The sequence below is a fragment of the Saccharopolyspora karakumensis genome, assembly GCF_004349225.1.
GTDB classification, from domain to species: domain Bacteria; phylum Actinomycetota; class Actinomycetes; order Mycobacteriales; family Pseudonocardiaceae; genus Saccharopolyspora; species Saccharopolyspora endophytica.
Genome location: NZ_SMLA01000008.1, coordinates 46,876 through 67,785 on the forward strand (window position 1 = coordinate 46,876; position 20,910 = coordinate 67,785).

Consider the following 20,910-nt stretch of genomic DNA (forward strand, 5'->3'; position numbering starts at 1 on the left):
CGCCAGAACGGCCTGGCAGAGGGAGCCGGTGGTCCAAGACCGATGTTCTGGGCCGGTAAGCGGAAAATCGACTCAGCTGCGCGCGGTCGGCAGGACTTCCTCTGCCACGTGCAGCACCGCGTGCAGCGCCGCCGACTCATCTGTTGAACGCCAGACCAAGGAGACCGGGAGCACCGGGGCGGGATCCTTCAGAGGGATGAACACCACGTGGTCCAGGGTGATGGTGCGCGCTGCTTCCACGACGAGGGCGATCCCGACGCTGGCACCGACCAAAGCGAGGAGGCTGAACGAGTCCGGGGCCTCCTGCGCGATCCGCGGGGTGAAGCCTGCTTCGAGGCAGGAGCGCACGCTGAGATCCCGCACCTCCGAGCCGCGTGCCGAGGGGAACGTCACGAAGGACTCGTCGGCCAGGTCGCCGAGTGACACTTCCTCCTCTGCTGCCAGCGGGTGGGAATCCGCCACGGCCAGCATCAAGCGGTCCTTGCGCACCACGCGGTTGTGCAGTCCGCGGTTGTTCGACACTGTGGCGAAGGCCAGGTCGAGACTCCCGTCGGCGACCCTGCCCACGGTCTCGCCCGAGTAGTGCGGGCCTTGGAGGACGAACTCGATGCCCGGGAGCTCTGCGGTGACGGCCCTGGTGAGGAGCGGCATGGTGACCGCGCTGCTGGTCCCCGCGAATCCGAGGGAGACCCGACCCACCTGTCCTTGTCCTGCGGCACGAGCGGCGCGGCGCGCCACGGCCGCCGCCGCCAGCACCTCCCGTGCCGGGGCGAGCATGGTCTCGCCGGCAGCGGTCAACTTCACCGATCTGGTGCTGCGGTCGAACAGGGTGATTCCCAGATCGCGTTCGAGAAGGCGGATCTGCTGGCTGAGCGGGGACTGGGACACGTGCAGGCGTGCTGCCGCACGTCCGAAGTGCCGCTCCTCGGCAACGGCGACGAATCCCGCCAGGTGTCTCAGCTCCATCTGCATCCGCCTCGTCATCGCTGTGTGTGGCCGCGCCAGGACAGATTAAGTTGACATCGGTGATATGACCAGGCGGTTCTGTGGCCTCACTCGACTTGATGTCGTCGGCTCGGCGCCAAGTGCCGTGGTCGGACGATCTTTCCCCGGCTCTCAACCTCATCGCGTCGTCGGTTCGGCAGCAGGCTGGCTGCGCAGTGATTGAGTTGGGTGACGTCTCACTGAGGAGTCCTTTTAATATTGGACGATTCTCAATGGTGCTGCCAAGGTGAGGTTCACCCGCATCACGCGGAGGCGGGGTGCGGGAGCGTCAACGGGCAGCGAGCTCTGCCCCGGGTCACCGCTCGCGCTGACCGCCGGGTGCGCACGTCTTCGAGTTCCGCTCGCTCAGTCCAGACTTCGTGAGAGGATCAGTGTGAACTTCGCCGATCGAGACCCCGCTCTCCGGCCGCTGCTCGGGAGCTACCTTCCCGCTGAGGACAGCGCTCGTCTGGCGCCGTTCCTCGGTGAACTCGGGGAACTCGCCGGGAACGAACTGGACGCATTGGCCACCACGGCCGATCGCAACCCGCCCGCGCTGAGGCAGTTCGCCCCGGACGGTTCGCGGATGGACGAGGTAGAGTTCCACCCGGCGTACGAACGCATGTGCGAGATCGCGTTCGGCACCTTCGGGCTCGCCGCGATGTCGCACCGGCCCGGCGTGTTCGGATGGCCGACCAGGGTTCCGCACCTGGTCAAGTACGCCGTGTCCTACCTGTTCGTGCAGTCGGAGTTCGGTCTCGCCTGCCCCGTCTCGATGACGGATTCGGCGGCGCGGGTGCTGAGGCTGTTCGACCCGGAGAACTTCACCGCCGAGATCAACGCGCTGACCGACCTCGACCCGGCCAAGACGGCCACCGGCGCGATGTTCATGACCGAGAAGCAAGGGGGAAGCGACGTCGGCCGGACCGCCACCGTCGCGACCGATCACGGCGACCACTGGACGCTGGACGGCCACAAGTGGTTCTGCTCCAACGTCTCCGCTGATGTGATCCTCACGCTCGCCCGAGTCCCCGGGCAGGGGGAGGGGACCCGTGGTCTCGGGCTGTTCATGGTTCCCAAGCACCGGCCGGACGGCACTCGCAACGCCATCCGGATCGACCGCCTGAAGGACAAGTTCGGCACCCGTTCCATGGCGAGCGGCGAGGTCACCCTGGAGGGCGCGTACGCCCGGCCGGTCGGTGACCTGACGCGCGGTTTCGTGCAGATGGCCGAAATGCTCAACGTTTCCCGGCTTTCCAACGCGATGCGGGCCAGCGCGCTGATGCGGCGCGCGGTCCTGGAGGCGGTGGACCACACGCGTCAGCGAGAGGCGTTCGGTGCGCTGCTGTTCGACCAGCCGCTGATGCGGTCGACGCTGCTGCCGCTGCTGCTCGACGCGGAGGCGTCGCTCGGACTGGTGCTCGAAGCGGCGGACAAGCTCGACGCGGCCGACGCCGGGGACCATCAGTCAGCAGCGCTGATCCGGATCCTCACCCCGCTCGCCAAGCACACCCTGTGCAAGCGGGCGCGCCAGGTCACCGGTGAGGCTATGGAGGTCCGCGGAGGCAACGGGTACATCGAAGACTGGATCAACCCGCGACTCGTGCGCGACGCCTACCTCGGGTCGATCTGGGAAGGCTCGTCGAACGTGATCGCCCTCGATGTCCTGCGGTGCATGCGCCGGGAACGAGCGCACGCTCTGCTCGTCGACACCTACGTCGGACGGCTCGCGGACCTCGCCGACCCGGAGCTCCAACCGGCGGCCAACGAGCTGGTCGAGCGCTGGGAGGTTTTGCGGGGGCGGGGAGACGCCCTCCTCGCTGCCGAGTGGTTCGACCAGCAGGTCTGTGTCGCGGCCTACGCGGACGACCTCTGCAACACCGCGATGGCCACGCTGCTCCTGGAACAGGCGGGTCATGAGTTGGAGGTCGGGCTCGGCCACCGCAAGCTGCTGGTTGCCCACACCTGGTTGCACCGGCTCATGGCCGGACAGCTGGTCGGCGCGCCCGCGCTGCACGCACTGGAGCAGATCGCCGACGGCGGCAACGTGGATGCCGAAACCGCCAGAGCGGCCTACGAGGTGATTCCCGGCGCGGCTCCGGGAGGCGCTCGTGCCTGAACGGCCTTCCGGTGCACCCCGGGACGCGGCCGGTCCGCTGGCCGGTGTTCGAGTCGTCGACCTGTCGAAGATCCTGGCCGGCCCCTACGTCACGATGTCGCTCGCGGATCTGGGCGCTGATGTCGTGAAGGTCGAACACCCCGACGGGGGAGACCCGACCCGCAAGTGGGGGCCCCCGTTCAACGGCCCCGACGCCACCTACTACCTGTCGGCCAACCGCAACAAGCGGTCGGTGGTTCTGGATCTGAAGTCCCCCGAGGGGCAGGAGGTGGTGCACCGGTTGATCTCCACCGCCGACGTGGTCGTGGAGAACTTCCGGCCGGGCAGCTCGCTGCAGGAGCTCTACAGCTACGAGAGCCTCTGCGAGCAGTACCCCGAGCTGGTCGTGCTCCACATCTCCGCCTTCGGCGACTCCGGCCCGATGCGGTGGGAACCGGGTTACGACATGGTGGCGCAGGCTGCCGCGGGACTGATGTCGTTGACCGGCGAGCCCGACGGACCGCCGCTCAAGGCGGGGTTCGCGATGGCCGATCTCAGCGCCGCGCTGTTCGGCATCATCGGTGTGACCTCGGCGTTGGTCGAGCGCGCCCGCACAGGACGAGGGCAGTACGTGACCACGTCCCTGTTCGAGAGCCAACTCGCGCTGCACGTCAGCTGGTCCACCGGCTACTTCGCAACGCGGGAGCGGCCTCGACGACTCGGTTCCGGTCATCCCAACCTGGTTCCCTACCAGGCGTATCCGGCCTCCGATGGAGAATTCGTGATCGCGGTCGGCAACCAGGAGATGTGGCGGCTGCTGTGCCGGACCATCCGACGCGACGAGCTGCTGGAGGATCAGAGGTTCACCACCAACGCCGACCGCGTGACCCACCGCGAGGCGCTCAACGCGGAGCTCGAGGCCACTCTGCGGGAACGCACGGTCGAAGAGTGGTGTGCGCAGCTGGGCGAGGCAGGGGTTCCGGTTACGCCGATCCGCTCACTCGACGAAATTTACGCCTCCGAACAGACGCAGGTCCTGGGCATGATCGGCACGGTCGATCATCCAGCCGTCGGTCCGCTGGAGCAGATCCGGTTCCCGGTCAACTTCCGCGGTAAGCGGCCGGAACTGCGCGCCGCCCCTCCTTTGCTGGGCGAGCACAGTCGCGACATCCTCGCCGAAATCGGCTACAGCGACGCCGAGATCGACCACCTCCTGGGAGGCGTGTCGTGAGCGAGGCGTGCTCGGTCACCGGCGCACATCGCTGAGAGGGCGTCCAACGCCCAAGAATTGAGATCTGATCAGTCTTGTCGGGGAGTCCGATTGGTCTTGGACAAGTCCTAATGCGGCTGTCACAGTGATGCGCATGTCGTGACGCAGTAATCTGCTGGATTTGCTGATGAGCCTCGCGTGACGGGACGGTGCCACGAGAGGAGATCGCAATGGAGCGACCAGAGCGCAGCGGGACCGTCGGCGCCGAACACGCGCCGGCCCGCGCTCGCGAAGCGCGGAAGGCCGGGATCACCGCGTTCGTCGGAACGACCATCGAGTGGTTCGACTTCTACATCTACGGTTCGGCGTCAGCATTGGTGCTCGGCAAGATCTTCTTCCCCGAGGCTTCACCGGCGCTGGGTACCCTCGCCGCGTTCGCCACCTTCTGGGTCGGCTTCCTCGCCCGCCCACTCGGCGGCGTGGTCTTCGGCCACTTCGGCGACCGATTCGGGCGCAAGAAGGCGCTGATCATCACGTTGGTGCTGATGGGTGGGGCCACCTTCTGCGTCGGATTGCTGCCGGGCTACGCCCAAATCGGGGCCGCCGCACCGGTGCTGCTGATTGCGCTGCGGATGGTGCAGGGCGTCGCCATGGGTGGAGAGTGGGGCGGCGCGGTGCTCATCGCCACAGAGTATGCCCCGCCCGGCAAGAAGATCCTCTACGGTGCCTTCGCCCAGCAGGGCTCACCGGTCGGGAACCTGCTGGCAACGCTGGCATTCCTGGGAATCGCGTACCTGTCCGACAGTGCGTTCGAGTCCTGGGGTTGGCGGTTGCCGTTCCTGGCATCGGCCGTGCTGGTGTTCATCGGCCTGTTCATCCGGCTCCAGCTCAGCGAAACACCGGAGATGCGCGCGATCATCGAGTCGAAGCAGCGGTCGAAGCTGCCGATCAAGGATGTGCTCGGACGGTTTCCGATCCTGGTCGCACTCGGCGTGGGTGCGGGCACTGCGGGGGTGGCCATCACCTATGTCAAGACGACGTTCGCGCTGTCCTGGGCGACGAAGGAACTGGACTTTAGCCGGTCGTCATTCCTGATGGTGATCACGATCGCGCTCGTGGTACAGGTCTTCACACAACCGCTCGGTGCCGTGCTGGCGACCCGTGTCAACCTGAAGCGGGCGGTCTTGTGGATGCTGTTGCCCGAGATCGTGCTGCTGCCAGCGATGTTCGCGCTGATCAACACTGGATCCATGGGGCTGTCGATCCTCGGCATGGCATTGGCGACGGCCCCGCACGCCATGTACTACGCGGCCCTGGCCGGTCTGCTGGCCCAGGTTTTCCCGGTCGAGGTCAGGTACACCGCGATCTCGTTGTGCTACCAGCTGTGCACCACGCTCTTCGCTGGAACCGCGCCGATCGCCTGCCAGTTCCTGCTCACCCGCACCGGGTCCATCGCGTCCGTCGTCGCGCTGGGACTGGGATACGTCGTGCTGACCTTGGTGTGCGCGATCGCACTGATCCGTCGCAGCAACGTGCTCGCGTCCCAGGGCAGTCCCGCCGCGGTCGCCGGAACTCGGACTCCGGCGTGAAAGTGGTGGAGAAGGGCTGAGAGTGCTGCACCCGGGTGGGCCACGAGGGCAAGCCGAGTTGCTGAGGCTCTTCGAGGGGCGACCGGCAGGCTCCGATGGGTTGGATGTCGAAAGCCTCGGCGATGAAGAAGATCGGGGCGGGTGGCACCGCGCGAAGGGGATGCGGCTAAGGCTGCCGCCGTGTTGGCACTGCCGTTGCCCGGCATGGAAGCCACTCCGTCTCCCCGGCGCACCCCGTGCTGACGCATGGCCGTGGCAAAACCGCACTGATCGCTCCCACAGCTCACCGTATGTGTGCTCGCCGTCACCAATCTCTGGATGACCCTGTCGCGATCGCATTCGGCCCTGGCGCTCGATAGAGCAGGAAGGATGCGTGCGTCAGCCGGGCGGATCATTGGGTTCCCCTTCGGGTCCGTCCTGTCGAGGGCAGGACGGACCCGAAGCTTGATCACCCGACCAAACGACTCAATGTGCCGGAGCGCAGGATCGCCCCAATCCGGCTGGGCTGTGCGCCAACCGTCCTCGGGACTGTGCTGTAGCCCAATGACCACCGTCGGAGTCTTGAGCTCGACCCAGTGACCGCGGTCACGCGCCCGGAAATGATGGGGCCAGTCGACGATGACCGGGAGCAGCCGTGGTGGAACGAGTCACGACGCAGGATCACGACACGACGACTGTCGTGGAGCTGAACAACCCGCCGGTCAACTCGTGGAGCGACGAGCTCGTCACTGATTTCAACGTGGTGCTGGACCGTATCGAAACCGGACCTCATCGCTCCGTTGTCATCACCGGAGCTGGAAATCACTTCAGCGCGGGGGGTGATTTCGACCGGTTCCAGCAGGTCACCGAACTCGAATCGGCTGCGGTGTTCCTGAATTCCGTGTGCGCACTCATGGAGCGGGTGGCCACACTGCCCATGCCTGTCATCGCCGCGATCCAGGGCACCGCTCTGGGCGGCGGACTCGAGCTGGCTCTTGCCTGTGACGTACGGGTCGCCTCGGTAGAGGCCCGCCTGGGCCAGCCCGAGACACGCTGGGGCCTGCTTGCTGGCGCGGGTGGCACGCAGCGATTGGCGCGGCTCGTTGGCCCGGGTCGAGCGAAGGCCATGATGTTCTCCGCGCAGCCGGTCACGGGCGCCGAAGCCCACAGCATCGGGCTCGTCGAGTTCCTCGTCGAAGGAGCTTGTCCATTGCAGCGCGCGATGGAGCTCGGTGAGCAGATCGCCGTCAACAGCCCCCGGGCCGTTCGCAATGTCAAGAGGAGCGTTGACGAGGGTCTGGCCCGCGACTTGACCACAGCTCTGCGCCTCGAGCGTGAGCTGTGGCTCGAACTCATCCCGCACGGAGACCTCAGGGAGGGCATTGCGTCGTTCTTCGAGCGCCGCCCGCCACATTACCCAGATGTTCTCTGACAACCCGCAACCAACTCGCAGAAGGAACAACATGACCGGGTACCACAGCCACGACGACCTCTCCTACCTCAGCCAGCTCAAGGAGTCCGCACCGGCCGAGTTCGCCGCCTGGGTCAAGTTCGACGGCATGGTTGGACGCAAGGACGGCGCGATCCCGCAGAAGGAACGTGAACTCATCGCGGTTGCGTGCGCGCACGTGACCCAGTGCGTCTACTGCCTGGACGTGCACGTCAAGGCCGCCGTTGACGCCGGGGCCACCCGGGAGGAGATCGCTGAGGCAACACTCATCGCTGCCGCCCTACGGGCCGGCGGAGCGGGAGCCCACGCAGCCCTGACGATGAAGCTTTTCCAGCAGCACACGGCTCAGGGGCACCAAGCATGACCGATCCGATGTTCCCCCCACTGGACGGCGTGCGGGTCCTCGACTTCTCCCGCTACGTGTCCGGTCCCTACGCAGGGATGCTCCTAGCCGATGCCGGTGCAGAGGTGATCAAGGTCGAGCCCGAAGGAGGTGAGATCTCGCGCAGTCTTCCGCCGATGATGCAGGACGAAAAAGAGAACCTTCACAGCACTTATTTCCTCCGGCTGAACCGTGGGAAGAAGTCAGTCGTGCTCGACCCGCGCAGTGCCGAGCACCGCTCCGCACTCGAGCGCCTCATCGCGAGCGCGGATGTCCTCCTCGAGAACTTTCGCCCCGGGGCCTTCGAGGCATGGGGACTCGGATGGGGAGAACTGCAGAGGATCAACCCTGGCCTCACCTACGCGACGATCACCGGTTTCGGTCACAGTCCGAGCCCGGCCCGTGACTGGCCCGCCTTCAACCTCGTGGCGGAGGCCATGGCAGGGGTCGTCGGGCGCCTGCCCGAAGGCGATCAGCCCGCTAAGGCCGCCGGACTTCCCTTTGGCGACTCGATGGCGAGCCTGCACGCCGTCAATGGCATCGTCATGTCCCTGCTGCGCAAGGCGAGGACCGGCCGCGGGTCCCGCGTCGACATCGCGATGTATGACTCGATGCTCTCGGCGAACGAGTGGAGCATCGCCTGCCAATCCGGCGCCGGTATCGAGGTGGAGCTGGGAGCGACCGTGCATCCGTGGTTTGCCCCGTACGGCCTCTTCGAGGCCAAAGGCGGGTGGCTCTGCATCTGCGTCGCGACCGACGGGGCGTGGCGCCAGTTCTGCGAGGTGACCGGCTTCGAGGAGCTGTGGCAGGACGAGCGGCTGCGCACCGGTAGCGGCCGCGCCGAGCACTTCCACGACATTATCGAGCCCCCGATGTCCGCATGGCTCGCGGCCACCCCGGCCAAGGATGCAGCAACCCGGCTCGCCAACGCCGGTGTCCCAGCCGCGCCCCTGCAGCGCCCGGCCGACCTGCTCACCGACGATCAGGCCCGCACCCGGGACATGCTCGCCACCCACTCCGTCGGCACCAGCGGCTCGATCACCCTGGCCGGCAATCCCGTTCGCATCGAGCCGCGGGCCACCCCGCACGCTGAGGGCTTCTCCACCGCCGGCCAGCACACCGACGAGATCCTCGGCCAGCTCTTCTCCGAGCGCGCCCACCTCCCTTCGTGATGACCCTGCCTCCGGACAATGACGTCACCCAGGAGCTCTTATGGACCACGCCACCGCCAGACGTCGCCTCATTGGCGGCGTCGTCGGCACCTTCGTCGAGTGGTATGACTTCCTCATCTACGGGCTGAGTGCGCCGATTCTCGCGCTGCACTTCTTCCCGGAGTCGAACCCGACCGCTGCCCTGCTCGGGACCTTCGCGATCTACGCCATCGCCTTCTTCATCCGCCCCCTCGGCGGGATCTTCTTCGGTTACCTCGGTGACCGCATCGGCCGGATCACGATCCTCGCCGCCACGATCCTGCTGATGGGCGCAGCGACCCTCGCGACCGGCCTACTGCCGACCTATGCCTCGATCGGGCTGGCCGCTCCCGCGCTGCTGCTCGTGTGCCGCCTCGCGCAGGGCTTCTCGGCCGGCGGGGAAACGAGCGGCGGGCTGAGCTACATCATCGAGTCCGCGCCGGATGACCGCCGGGCCCGCTGGGTCAGCATCGGGGTGGCCTCCTCGTTCCTGCCCGTCGTCCTCGGCGGCTTCTTCATCCTCGGGCTGCGCACCGCCTTCGGCGACCAGGGCTACACGGACTGGGCGTGGCGCCTCCCCTTCGTGCTCGGCGGGGTGCTCGCAGTCATCGGCCTGTGGATCCGGCGCCGGCTGGACGACCCGGAGGAGTTCGTCGAGGCCGCCGCTGAGAAGCAGGTCTCCGAAGAGCCGGGACCCAAGGCCAAGCCGGTCATCGGCGTCACCGTCATGGTGATCCTGCTTGTCGCCGTCCAGGCGGTCGGTGCCTACCTGATCAACGGCTACATGTACACGTACACCGTCAAAGTCATCCAAATGGATGACACAGTCGCGCTCATGGCCAATTCACTGGCTGTGCTGCTCATCGTCATCATGCTCCCGGTCTTCGGTGCACTCTGCGACAAGTTCGGCCGCAAGCCGATGATGATGGTTGGCGCGCTGTGGCTGTTCGTGCTCGCGTGGCCTGCGTTGCGGCTCGTCGCAACCGGGAGTTTCGCTGGCGCGCTCGCGGGACAGTTGATCATGTCAGCTGGCGTCGCGGTCTTCGCCTCGGGTGGCTTCGTGGTCATGCTCGAGCTCTTCCCGACCGCGATGCGCTTCACCGGGCACGCCATCGCCTACAGCCTCGGCTACGCGATCTTCGGCGGTACCACCCCGCTCATCGCTGCCTCGCTCGTGGAGAGCACAGGCTCGTCGATGGCACCGGCCTTCTACGTCATGGCGATCTGCGCGCTCGGCATCGCCGTCGTCCTCAAGACTCCTGAGACCCGGCACGTGCGCCTGCGTGACGCCGTGGTCGGGGGAGAATGGGGCGCCGCTGCCGCTCCGACCACTGCGACGGAGGCTGCCCGATGAGTGCCCTGGACATCGAGATCGCCGACCGGATCGCATTGGTGACGCTGAATCGTCCTGACGCGCTCAACGCGATCAACCACGAGATGACCACCGAGCTCGTGGAGCGGGTGGTGCCCCTGGGCGAAGGGGGCGACGTGCGCGCCGTCGTCGTGCGCGGCGCCGGTCGAGCCTTCTGCGCTGGTGCGGACGTCGGGGACGCTTCGGGGGTGGTTGCCGATGGTGCTGTGGAGGCGGTCTCGGCCGCCGAGCAGGTCGCCGGGCATGCCCGCACCCAGCGGGCGCTCGAGGCCTTTGCCACGATGCCGGTCGTCAAGGTCGCCCAGGTCCACGGGCACTGTGTCGGAGCGGGATTCGTCCTCGCGGCGATGTGCGAGCTGCGGATCGTCTCCGAGGACGCGCGTTTCTCCATCCCGGAGCTGGATTTCGGCATCCCCTTCTCGATGGGCGGCCTGCCGTTGGTCGCGCGGTACCTCGGGATGACCCGGACCGCCGACCTGGTTCTCACCGGTCGGCGGATGGGCGCCAAGGAAGCGCGCGAAGGGGGCTTCGTCACGAGCGTCGTCCCGCGCGAGGAACTCGCCGCGGCGGTGCTCGAGGTGGCGGGCAAGGTCGCAGCGCGTCCCGCCTTCCTCGTCCGGGAGACGGTCGCCCGACTGGAGGAGGCCGGTCGGGAGCTGCTCGACGGGCAGCGCAGCGACCTCAGCTCCCTCGTCCTCGCCACGCTGGATACCGAGTCGCGCGCGGTGATGGACGAGTACGCTCAGAGGCTCCTCAAACTCCCGGTGAAACGGCGGTGACGTGGGTCCTGCTCCTCGGTCGTCCGGCGCCATAAAGATCGCTGATCGGCTGGCGCAGACCGCGCCGCGCCTCGCTTCAGAGATCGCCATGGCCGTCGAGGAGCAAGTCCCCGTCTACCGACAGTGGCGCGAGCTTGGCCACGGCGACGAGCTGGCATCGGCCATCGAGGACGTCATCACCGAGTTCGCCCACCTGGTGCGCACGGACGAGCACGAGCAAGGACGGCGGGTGCTGTACATCGCAGGGGAGCGGGCGCGACAAGGTCTGCCGGCCAACGCGATCCTCGGTGCCTGGAGGGTCGCCGGGCACGAGCTGTGGCGGTGGTTGACCGAGGAGTTCAGCGAGGAGTTCGGGCCCGGTGGTGACGGCATCGAGCTGTGGTCTCGCTACCTCGCCTACGCAGACCACTACGTCGAGCAGATCACCGACACCTTCTTCGCGGCGTCGCAGGAGGAACGCGTCCACGCCGCGATGATCATGCGGTCGAAGGTCGACCGGCTCGTGCGTGGTGCTCCGCCGGAGGAGACGGAGCAGACGCTGCGCGACCTCGGGGTGCTGCACCGTGAGGTAGTCGTCGTGCTGTGTCGGCTCCCTGATGCCGGGCCGGATGCCAGCGCGGAGCTGGTCGCCGACTACAGCCGGCTGCTGCAGACGCTGCGCCTCGTCACGCGTACGGACGTTCCGTGGACGATGGTCACCGGTTCGCTCCTCGCCCTCGTGCCGGTGCCCGAGGGCCGCGAGGTCCTCGTGACGTCCTCGCTACCGGCGGGAAGTCCCCTCCGCGTGGGGATCAGTCGGGTACTGCCCGCCCGGTCGGATCTGTCCGTCGGCCGGGACCAGGCCGAGCGGGCCCTGCACGCGACTACCGAGCAGCACCCGGTTAACAACCTCGGTCGGATGAGCGTGCTGCAGGTGGCGGCGATGCAGGCGCGGCTTGAGTGGGCCGACCTGCCCGAGTGGGTGCGGACGCTCCTCAGCTCCCGGCACGCCGTCGAGTGGACGGAGACCGGTCGAGCACTCATGGAGCAGGGTGGCAACGTCAGCGGTGCCGCGAAGGCGCTGTCGGTGCACACCAACACCGTCTACTACCGACTGGAGACGATCCGGTCGGCGACCGGCGTCGATCTGCGGGACCCCCAGGCGCTCGCGGAGTTGGAGCTGGCCGCACTCAGCCGGGAACTCGGGGTGCTAGCGGTGCCGGGGGAGTGAGAGCCCTGGGCGATGTCACACCGATGGTCGTACCAGGCCCGACGAAGCGGAGTCCGAGCACGAGTGTTGTCGAGTCGGTGGGTCATTGCGACGGTTTGTGGCAGCAGAACTGTCGCGCGATGGCGTCGGCCAGGTAGGCGCAATCGGCGCCGCGGCGATCAGGCAAAAGATCAAACACGTGGGGTAATTCTGTGTCGGTGGGGCGAGTTGCGCACTGACGACACGGCTTATGCTTCCGGAAGTTGGTTGAGACAATCGGCTCTTGCTGTCCCGTGTGTCCTGGAGCGAGTCCACCTGGGACACCGTGACGCGACGTGGCTGGCTGCGTCTTGAGCTGCAGTGAACACGAAGTGTTCACTGCCGAGGGCGGGGTCCGTGGGGTGTCCCGGGTGTCGGCGAGAAGAACTTACCGATATCGCGCTTCTTGGCAATTTGGTAACCACGATCATTTCAGCGTCACATGAGGCCAATGCCAGGAACCGTTGCGTCCTGGTGGAAGCGCGTGGTGCTCGCTGGCGAGCCGGTAGTGCTTCATCGCGGCGGTCTAGTTCGCGGTGTCCTATCGGTCTCCATAGACCCCGCTCCGGGCCCAGCGGGTGGTGGTGAGAGCGCGCCGCGGATGCCCGGCTCGGGCGGATCTTGTTTTGCATCGTCGCCGAGAAACGAACACGCGCTCGTCTAAATGGACTCTGAACTGCTGGTCTAGTCAAAAATGATAGTAGACGAGCGATCGCACGTTCGTTACGCTTCGGGCGTCCGAGTCGACGAGGAGGAGCAGCGATGGCCAAGGACGACGTTCCCGTTGTGACCCGGAGCGGCCAGGAGGACGCCGGTACTGGGCAGTCAGGCGGGGCGGTGCGCATCTCGGGTGTCGGTCCGCAGCACACCCCCGCAACGAAGATCTGGTACGGCAAGGTCAGCAACGAGCCGGGGTACCGGTCGTTGCCGCACCACCACGGTGAAGCCGAGACCGGTGGTTACGTTCTCAAGGGCAAGGGGCGGATCTGGTTCGGCCCGAACTACTCCGAGCACGTGGACCTGGCCGAGGGCGACTTCGTTTTCGTCCCGCCGTTCATGCCGCACGTCGAGGGCAACATGAGCACCACCGAGGAGCTGGTCTGGCTGACCTGCCGGACGCCGGACAACATCGTGGTTAACCTCGACGATGTCGACGACAGCACCCTTGAGGGCTATCGGCGCGTCTGACCAGTCCCCTTCGGAACACATCGGCGCCGAACGCCGGACGGCGGTAGGCGGCAGAAAGGCTCGAGCATGCAGAGCGGCATGGCAGGCGGGCAGGACCGCCCCGCCGGATGGAAGGTCGACGTGGTCGGGACGGACTCACCGGATCAGGCCGAGATCCGGGAACTGATCCGGTCGATCCTCGCCGACCACGCGCCGGACGAGCGCGTCACCCGGCTCGACGAGTCGGAGGCCTTCGACGAGGAGTTCTACGGCCACCTCGGTGCCGCCGGACTCATCGGCCTGGGTGCCGACCCGGCGACCGGCGAAGACGCTGACCCCCGGCACGAGATCGTCGTGCTGGAGGAGCTCGGGGCCGGCCACACCTCGATGGCGGTCTGCTTGGTCGTGCAGTACATGGCTCTGCGCCTGCTCAGCCACTACGGCGATGACGAGCAGCGCAAGCGCGTGCTCGCGCCGCTCGCGGAGGGCCGCGAGCGGCTCGCGTTCGCGCTCTCGGAGGAGGACGGCGGGACCGACATCGCCCGCGCCATGCGCACGAAGGCCGTCCAGGACGGTTCGGGGTGGGTGCTCTCCGGCCGGAAGACGTGGATCTCGGGCGCGGCGACGTCCGGGCACGCGATCGTGCTGGCCCGCACGGCGGAGGGGGCTCGGTCGGCGATCGACGGCATCACGATGTTCCTGGTGCCGCTGGACGCCGACGGAATCTCGGTGCGCGTGCTCGACACCGCCGGTATCCACGGCCTCGACACCTGCGAGGTCACCTTCGACGACGTCCGGCTCGACGAATCGACCGTCCTGGGCGAGGTCGGAGCGGGGTTCCGGCAGGTGATCGGAACTCTCAACGGTGAGCGGCTCAACGCCGCCGCCGTGGCGCTGGGCATCGCGCGCGGAGCGCTGCGCAGCGCGGTCGCCTACGCCTCGCAGCGGCAGGCGTTCGGTCGGAGCATCGGGGCCTTCCAAGCCCTGCAGCACAGCCTGGTCGACGGGGCGGTGCGGGTGGAATCAGCTCGCGGCCTGCTCACCAGAGCGGCCGATGCGGCCAGTGCGGGTGATGGGCAGTTCGACACCTTCTCCGCGATGGCCAAGATCGCCGCTGCTGATGCGGCCACCGACATCACCGATGCGGGGATGCGGGTCATGGGCGGCGCGGGCTACAGCCGCGAATACCCCATGCAGCGCTACTTCCGCGATGCCCGCCTCTACACCTTCGCGCCGCTGACCAACGAGATGCTGCGCAACTTCGTCGGCGAGCGCTGGCTCGGCCTGCCGCGATCCTACTGACCCCGGAGTCGTTGAGACCATGAAGCTGCTGTCCTACCGAAGTGCCGACCGGCGGTCGTGGGGTGCGCTCGTCGATGGCGAGATCATCGACCTGGCTGCCGCGAATCCGGGCTGGCCGACCATGGCCCACGCGCTCGGCGATGCTGGAACCGAGGGCATCGGGAACGCGGTCACCGCGGCGGCGAACACCGCGCACCGAGTTGCGCTCGACTCCGTCGAGCTCCTGCCGGTGGTGCCGGACCCGCAGAAGGTCCTGTGCGTGGGGCTGAACTTCGAGAAGCACCGCATCGAAACCGGGCGGGAGCGAACCGAGTACCCCGTGATCTTCACCCGGTTCCCGGACACCTTCGTCGGGCACGGCGCGCCGCTCGTCCGCCCGGCCGAGAGCGAGAGCTTCGACTTCGAGGGCGAGCTCGCGCTCGTCGTCGGTCACGGAGGCCGTCGCATCCCGTCGGAGGACGCAGTGGAGCACATCGCGGGGATCACCTGCCTCAACGACGGGTCGATCCGGGACTTCCAGTCGCACACCCATCAGTTCACCCCGGGCAAGAACTTCCCGGCGACCGGCTCGATGGGGCCGTGGCTGGTCACGCTCGACGAGATCGCCGATCTGGCGGCTCTGGAGCTGACCACCCGTCTCAACGGCGCAGAGGTTCAGCGCGCGCCGCTGTCGGACCTGACCTATTCAATCCCAGAGATCGTCGCCTACTGCTCGTCCTGGACCGAGCTGCGACCGGGAGACGTCATCGCCACCGGAACACCCGGCGGAATCGGTGCCCGCCGAGAGCCCCCGCTGTGGATGAAACCCGGTGATGTCTGCGAGGTGGAGGTGTCCGGGGTCGGCGTACTGCGGAACACGATCCTCGACGAGGACTGAGGACGCCGGCCTCGCAGGGCCTGACGTGTCGAGTGAGAAAAACGTACGCACGTTCATAGGAGGTGTATATGGACAGCCCGCTCGTCAGCGTTGCCGAGCTGGGAGCAGACCGACCGCTCCTGGAGATCGAGTTCTTCCTCGGACAGCGCCACCCGTCTTCGCTCTGAAAGGGCGAGCGGCTGGAGTCCCCGGCCTCCTCGCTCATCCCACTCCTGAGCGAACCGTTGCGAATCGGTGAGACGTCGTTTCGCAAAGTAACGAACGGATGATTGTTCGTTTCCATGTGAACTTTGGCCTCCGCTGCGGTCGGCCACCCCAGTCCGAGCAGAAAAGACTTCCCATGTCTGAATTCACCGAATCCACAAGACAGGCGACTCATCCTGTGACCAGAGCACCCGCGGACGAGCGGGCCGCGCGACGAGCCGTGGCCAGTGGAACCTTCGGAACCGCCATGGAGTGGTTCGACTTCGCCGTCTACGGGACGCTGTCGGCCACCCTGTTCCCGAGTCTGTTCTTCCCGAGCTTCGACGACAACACCGCCGTGCTGGCCTCCTTCGCCACCTTCGGTGCCGGCATGCTGGCCCGGCCGCTGGGCGGCATCGTCTTCGGTGTTCTCGGAGACAGGATCGGCCGACGCAACGTCCTCATGTTCACGCTCGTGCTCATGGGTCTGGCCTCGGTCTTCATCGGACTGCTGCCCACCTACGCCGTCGCCGGGATCCTGGCGCCGACGCTGTTGGTGGCATTGCGTTTCCTGCAGGGCTTCGCCCTCGGAGGCGAGGCCAGCGGCGCGCAGATCCTCGTGGTCGAGCACGCGCCGGACGACCGACGGGGAATGATGGGCGGAATCCTCGCCATCGGTTCGCCTCTCGCGCAGACGATGGCTTCGGTCGTGCTCGCGGGGCTCGCCGCGGGTCTGTCCGAGGAGGCATTCGCCTCGTGGGGCTGGCGAGTGCCCTTCCTGATGGGTGTGGTGCTGCTCGGCGTGGGCATGTTCATCCGTCGGCGCATCGAGGAGACGATCGCGTTCAAGGAGAGTCAGCAGCGAGCCGAAGTTTCCGGGGTTCCGCAGGAGCGGGCGCTCGCCGTGCTGCGGCGCCGTCCGGGAACGGTGCTCAAGCTGGTTCTGTCCTGGGGCGCGTCGACCGGTCTGTTCTGGATCTGCGTGACCTATGCCGTGAACTACATGACCAAGGAGCTGGGCTACGCCAACTCCGTGACCTTCTCGCTGCTGGTCATGGCGAACCTCATCTCGGTGCCCGCCGCGATCTACGGTGGCAGGTTCAGCGACCGCGTGGGGCGCAAGAAGATGTTCATCGTCGGTTTGACGATGCAGGGCCTTGCGGCCGGAACCATGTTCCCGATCATGAACAGCATGAACTTCGCGGCGAGCGTCGCCGTGGTGGCGCTGGCGCTGTGCGGTATCCAGATCACCGCGGGCACCCAGGCGGCCTTCTTCTCCGAGGCGCTGCCGACGAGCATGCGCTACACCGGGTCCGCGCTGGGCATGACCTTCGCCGGGCTCATTTTCGGTGCGCCCATTCCGTTCGTGGCCGCGTGGATCTTCCAAAACACGAGCAACGGGACGCTCGCGCTCTCGGCGATCGGCGTAGGGCTCGTGCTGGTGTCGATCACCGCGACGGTTCTCCTGCCGGAGCACTACAAGAGGGCGCTGCACGAGGACCTTTGATCGCCCGTGATGCCGGGAGCGGCGTCCTCCAACGGTCGCTGTTCCCGGTGCCCGCTCTGCTTCGCGAACAGTCGTTCGCCTATGTGGGTGCTGTGACCTGCATTTCTTGACCGGACATCGGGTGCAAGTCTAGATTAAAAAACGAGCGCACGTTCGTTAATGAGGGAGAGATCGATGGGCCAGGTGCCGCGAGAGCAGGCAGGACGAGGAGCTGCTGGGGCTCTGTCGAAGGTGCTCGTCGCAAACCGCGGAGAGATCGCGGTCCGGATAATCGGCACGCTGGCCGAGCACGGCATCGCCAGCGTCGCCGTACACTCCGACGCCGACGAGAAGGCGCTGCACGTGCGTCTCGCAGACGAATCGGTCGCACTCCCCGGAACCGCTGCGACCGAGAACTACCTCGACATCACCAGGATCGTCCGCGCGGCGCAGGACAGCGGTGCGGACTCGATCCACCCCGGTTACGGGTTCCTCGCCGAGAACGCTGAGTTCGCTCGCGCGGTCACCGACGCCGGGCTGGTGTTCATCGGCCCGAGCGGCGACGCCATCGAGGTGATGGGGGAGAAGGTCGCTGCGCGCCGGGTCGCCGCGCAGGCCGGTGTCCCGCAGGTTCCGGGCACGACCGAGCCGGTCACCAGCGCTGACGAGGTCCGCGCCTTCGGAACCGAGCACGGTTACCCGGTGGCGGTGAAGGCTTCCTTCGGTGGAGGTGGACGGGGGATGCGCACCGTCGCCGGGCCGGACGAGGCCGAGGACGCCTTGGTCGCGGCCCGTCGCGAGGCCGGAGCCGCCTTCGGCAACTCCGAGGTCTACCTGGAGCGCTACCTGTCGGCGGCACGCCACGTCGAGGTCCAGATCTTCGCCGACGCTCACGGCAACGCCGTGTGGCTGGGCGACCGCGATTGCTCGGTGCAGCGACGCCACCAGAAGCTGGTCGAGGAGTCCCCGGCGCCAGGGCTGCAGGAGGAGTTGCGGGCGGAGATGGGTGAGGCCGCCGTGCGGCTGGCGAAAGCGGTCGGCTACGTCGGTGCGGGCACGGTCGAGTACCTCGTCGAGGACGGCCGGTTCTACTTCCTGGAGATGAACACCCGCATCCAGGTCGAGCACCCCGTCACCGAGGCCGTGCTCGGAATGGACCTGATCGCCGAGCAGTTGCGGGTCGCGGCCGGTGAGCCGCTGAGTGTGCCCACCTCGGGGCCGGCCCCTCGCGGACACGCGATCGAATGCCGCATCAACGCCGAAGACCCGGCGGGTGGCCTGTTCGTGCCCAGCTCGGGCCCGATCCACGCCCTGCAGGTGCCGATGCGCCCCGGAGTGCGGTTCGACTCCGGGTACGAGAGCGGCGACGAGGTCGCGCCGCACTACGACAGCATGATCGGCAAGCTCGTCGTGTGGGGCCCGGACCGCGACACTGCGATCCGGCGCACCCTGGCCGCGCTGGACGAGCTGGTCGTCGACGGCGTGCCGACCACGATCCCTGCGGCCGAGGCCGTGCTGGCCCACCCCGACTTCGCCGGCGTCGCGTTCACCACCCGCTGGCTGGAGAACGCGGTCGAGTTCCCCACCGCAACTGCGGTCGGAACCGAGGAACCGGACGACGCCGACGGTGACGAAGGCGGTCGGGACGAGGTCTGGGTCGGCGGTCGCCGCTACGTCATCCCCTTCTTCACCGGCGCAGGCGCCGCAGCGCCTGCGGAACCGGCCGCACGCCGCTCGCGGGGGAACGGAACCAAGCGCAAGTCCTCAGGAGACCCCGGCGCCGGCGGCTCGGGTGCGGTGAGCAGCCCGATGCAGGGCACGGTCATCGCGGTCAAGGTCGCCGACGGCGACGCGGTGACCGCCGGCCAGATCCTGTTCGTGGTGGAGGCGATGAAGATGGAGAACCCCGTGCGGTCCACTGTGGATGGGAAGGTCGGGGAGATCGGTGCGGCTGTGGGCGACGTGGTCACCGCAGGTGCGCGGCTGGCCGTGGTGGTGCCCGCATGAGCGCCGGAACAGCACTGATCACCGGAGCCGCAGGCGGTTTGGGGTCGGCGATCGCGCGTCGGCTCGCGTCCCAGGGGCGTTCCGCGGTCTGCCTCGACCTCGACCAGGACGCCGCGCAGCGGACAGCGCAGGCCATCGTCGAGAGCGGTGGGAATGCCGTCGGGTTCGGCGTCGACATCACCGACGAGGAGTCCGTGCACGAGCTGCGCAAGACCCTGGTCACCCGAGACATGCTGCCCCAACACGTGATCAACGTGGCCGGCATCATGTTCCGCGGCCAGCTCGACACCACCGACACCGCGACTTTCCGCAAGGTGCTCGACGTCAACGTGACCGGTGCCTACACCGTGACTCGGGAGTTCGCCGGTGATCTGGCCGCCACCGGTGCGGGCCGGGTGGTCAACATCGGTTCGATTGCCGGGATGAACGGCTACGAGTTCACCGCCTACGCCACCTCCAAGGGCGCGGTGGTCAACCTCACCCGGGCGCTGGTGCTCGACTTCTGGGGCAAGGGAGTGACCGTGAACGCGGTCTGCCCAGGACCGATGCGCACACCGATGCTCAACACGGCTGCGATGGAGGCGTTCCTCCGCAAGACGCCCACCCGGCACATCTCCAGCGCTGACGAGGTCGCCGGGGTGTGCGCGTTCCTGCTGTCCGAGGACGCCGCGAATATCAACGGTCAGACACTCGTCGTCGACGGCGGCGCGACCGCGGTCTTCCGCTTCACCGACGAGGAGGCGTGATGAAACCCTACCGCTCCCTGCTGTTCGTGCCGGGGCACAAGCCCAACTGGGCAGACAAGGGCGTTCGCGCCGGGGCGCACGCGCTGATCCTGGACCTCGAAGATGCCGTTCCGCACGGGGCGAAGGACGAGGCGCGCGCGGCCACCGCTGCGACCCTCGAGCGCCTGGCCGGGGGCCCGACGGACCTGGTGGTCCGGGTCAACCCGCTCGAGACGGACCTCTTCGGCAAGGACGTCGCGGCCGTCGTCCGCCCCGGTCTCACGGCCTTGCTGCTGCCCAAGGTCTACGGGCGCGACGACGTCCTCGCCTACGACGCCCTGGTCACCGCAGCCGAGATCGAACGCGGGCTGCCGCGCGGCACGGTGGGCTTGATCCCGTCGCTGGAGACGGCGCGGTCTTTGACCAATGTGGACGAGATCGCTTCGGCGCCCCGGGTGGTCAGCCTGATGGCCGCCGCCGCGAAGGACACCGACATCTCCCGCGAGGTCGGATTCACCTGGAGCCCCGGCGGCCTGGAAACCCTGTACCTGCGCAGCAAGGTCGTGCTGGCGGCCCGCTCGGCAGGATTGGAGCACATCGTGCTCGGACTCTGGCAGGAGCTCCGCGACCTCGACGGCCTGCGCGCGTTCGCGCGGGCCAACCGCGACCTCGGCTTCGGCGGGCAGGTCGTCATCCACCCATCGCACGTCGGACCGGTTAACGAGACCTACACCCCCGATGCGGCCGAACTCGACCGGTTGCGGCGCCTCGTCACGGCCTACGAGGCCGGAGCCGGCGACGGTCAGGGAGCGGTGATGTTCGAGGGCGAGCACATCGACCTCGCCCACGCCCAGCGCGCCCGATCGGTCCTAGCCGTGGCCGGGAACAACGAGGAGGAATGA

At 67.5% G+C, this 20,910-nt stretch carries 17 protein-coding genes; 16 read left to right on the plus strand and 1 reads right to left on the minus strand.

Annotated elements, in window-relative coordinates; all coding sequences use genetic code 11:
- Positions 1-72: 72 nt before the first annotated feature.
- The gene (locus E1202_RS07970; RefSeq protein ID WP_132681918.1) at positions 73-966 is read right to left on the minus strand and encodes a LysR family transcriptional regulator; all 894 of its coding nucleotides are present in this window, start codon (positions 964-966) and stop codon (positions 73-75) included.
- A 412-nt stretch (positions 967-1,378) separates the two neighbouring features.
- On the opposite strand from E1202_RS07970, the gene E1202_RS07975 reads away from it, so the two are divergent.
- The 16 genes from E1202_RS07975 to E1202_RS08050 all read left to right on the plus strand — a co-directional run bounded on the left by E1202_RS07975 (position 1,379) and on the right by E1202_RS08050 (position 20,910).
- Entirely contained in the window at positions 1,379-3,103 is a 1,725-nt protein-coding gene (locus tag E1202_RS07975) for an acyl-CoA dehydrogenase family protein (RefSeq protein ID WP_132681919.1), read from the plus strand.
- The gene (locus E1202_RS07980) at positions 3,096-4,313 is read left to right on the plus strand and encodes a CaiB/BaiF CoA transferase family protein (protein ID WP_132681920.1); all 1,218 of its coding nucleotides are present in this window, start codon (positions 3,096-3,098) and stop codon (positions 4,311-4,313) included. The genes E1202_RS07975 and E1202_RS07980 overlap by 8 nt, the downstream gene beginning before the upstream one ends.
- A gap of 209 nt (positions 4,314-4,522) precedes the next feature.
- Positions 4,523-5,881, plus strand: a complete 1,359-nt coding sequence (locus E1202_RS07985; protein WP_132681921.1) for an MFS transporter — start codon at positions 4,523-4,525, stop codon at positions 5,879-5,881.
- Between the two features lie 634 nt (positions 5,882-6,515).
- Positions 6,516-7,292 carry an enoyl-CoA hydratase/isomerase family protein gene (locus tag E1202_RS07990; protein WP_132681922.1) on the plus strand — a complete coding sequence of 259 codons (777 nt, stop codon included), beginning with the start codon at positions 6,516-6,518 and terminating at the stop codon, positions 7,290-7,292.
- A gap of 31 nt (positions 7,293-7,323) precedes the next feature.
- A complete protein-coding gene (locus E1202_RS07995) occupies positions 7,324-7,674 on the plus strand; it encodes a carboxymuconolactone decarboxylase family protein (RefSeq protein WP_132681923.1) in 351 nt (116 codons plus the stop codon).
- Positions 7,671-8,864: a CaiB/BaiF CoA transferase family protein gene (locus E1202_RS08000; RefSeq protein ID WP_132681924.1), complete on the plus strand. Its 1,194-nt coding sequence runs from the start codon at positions 7,671-7,673 to the stop codon at positions 8,862-8,864. Before E1202_RS07995 ends, E1202_RS08000 begins: the two co-directional genes overlap by 4 nt.
- A 40-nt stretch (positions 8,865-8,904) precedes the next feature.
- The gene (locus E1202_RS08005) at positions 8,905-10,236 is read left to right on the plus strand and encodes an MFS transporter (protein WP_132681925.1); all 1,332 of its coding nucleotides are present in this window, start codon (positions 8,905-8,907) and stop codon (positions 10,234-10,236) included.
- A complete protein-coding gene (locus tag E1202_RS08010; RefSeq protein WP_165943780.1) occupies positions 10,233-11,033 on the plus strand; it encodes an enoyl-CoA hydratase/isomerase family protein in 801 nt (266 codons plus the stop codon). The genes E1202_RS08005 and E1202_RS08010 overlap by 4 nt, the downstream gene beginning before the upstream one ends.
- Before the next feature lie 88 nt (positions 11,034-11,121).
- On the plus strand, positions 11,122-12,243 hold the full coding sequence (locus E1202_RS08015; RefSeq protein WP_132681927.1) for a PucR family transcriptional regulator: 1,122 nt from the start codon (positions 11,122-11,124) through the stop codon (positions 12,241-12,243).
- A 780-nt stretch (positions 12,244-13,023) separates the two neighbouring features.
- Positions 13,024-13,449 carry a cupin domain-containing protein gene (locus tag E1202_RS08020; protein ID WP_132681928.1) on the plus strand — a complete coding sequence of 142 codons (426 nt, stop codon included), beginning with the start codon at positions 13,024-13,026 and terminating at the stop codon, positions 13,447-13,449.
- A gap of 66 nt (positions 13,450-13,515) precedes the next feature.
- Complete coding sequence (locus tag E1202_RS08025) at positions 13,516-14,730, plus strand: acyl-CoA dehydrogenase family protein (RefSeq protein ID WP_207918507.1); 1,215 nt, start codon at positions 13,516-13,518, stop codon at positions 14,728-14,730.
- Positions 14,731-14,749: 19 nt separating this feature from the next.
- Complete coding sequence (locus tag E1202_RS08030; RefSeq protein ID WP_132681929.1) at positions 14,750-15,607, plus strand: fumarylacetoacetate hydrolase family protein; 858 nt, start codon at positions 14,750-14,752, stop codon at positions 15,605-15,607.
- 382 nt (positions 15,608-15,989) lie between these two features.
- Positions 15,990-17,297 (plus strand): MFS transporter, encoded by a 1,308-nt coding sequence (locus E1202_RS08035; RefSeq protein WP_165943781.1) that lies wholly within the window; start codon positions 15,990-15,992, stop codon positions 17,295-17,297.
- 174 nt (positions 17,298-17,471) lie between these two features.
- The gene (locus tag E1202_RS08040; RefSeq protein ID WP_132681931.1) at positions 17,472-19,283 is read left to right on the plus strand and encodes an acetyl/propionyl/methylcrotonyl-CoA carboxylase subunit alpha; all 1,812 of its coding nucleotides are present in this window, start codon (positions 17,472-17,474) and stop codon (positions 19,281-19,283) included.
- On the plus strand, positions 19,280-20,029 hold the full coding sequence (locus E1202_RS08045) for an SDR family NAD(P)-dependent oxidoreductase (RefSeq protein WP_132681932.1): 750 nt from the start codon (positions 19,280-19,282) through the stop codon (positions 20,027-20,029). Before E1202_RS08040 ends, E1202_RS08045 begins: the two co-directional genes overlap by 4 nt.
- Complete coding sequence (locus tag E1202_RS08050; RefSeq protein WP_132681933.1) at positions 20,029-20,910, plus strand: HpcH/HpaI aldolase/citrate lyase family protein; 882 nt, start codon at positions 20,029-20,031, stop codon at positions 20,908-20,910. Before E1202_RS08045 ends, E1202_RS08050 begins: the two co-directional genes overlap by 1 nt.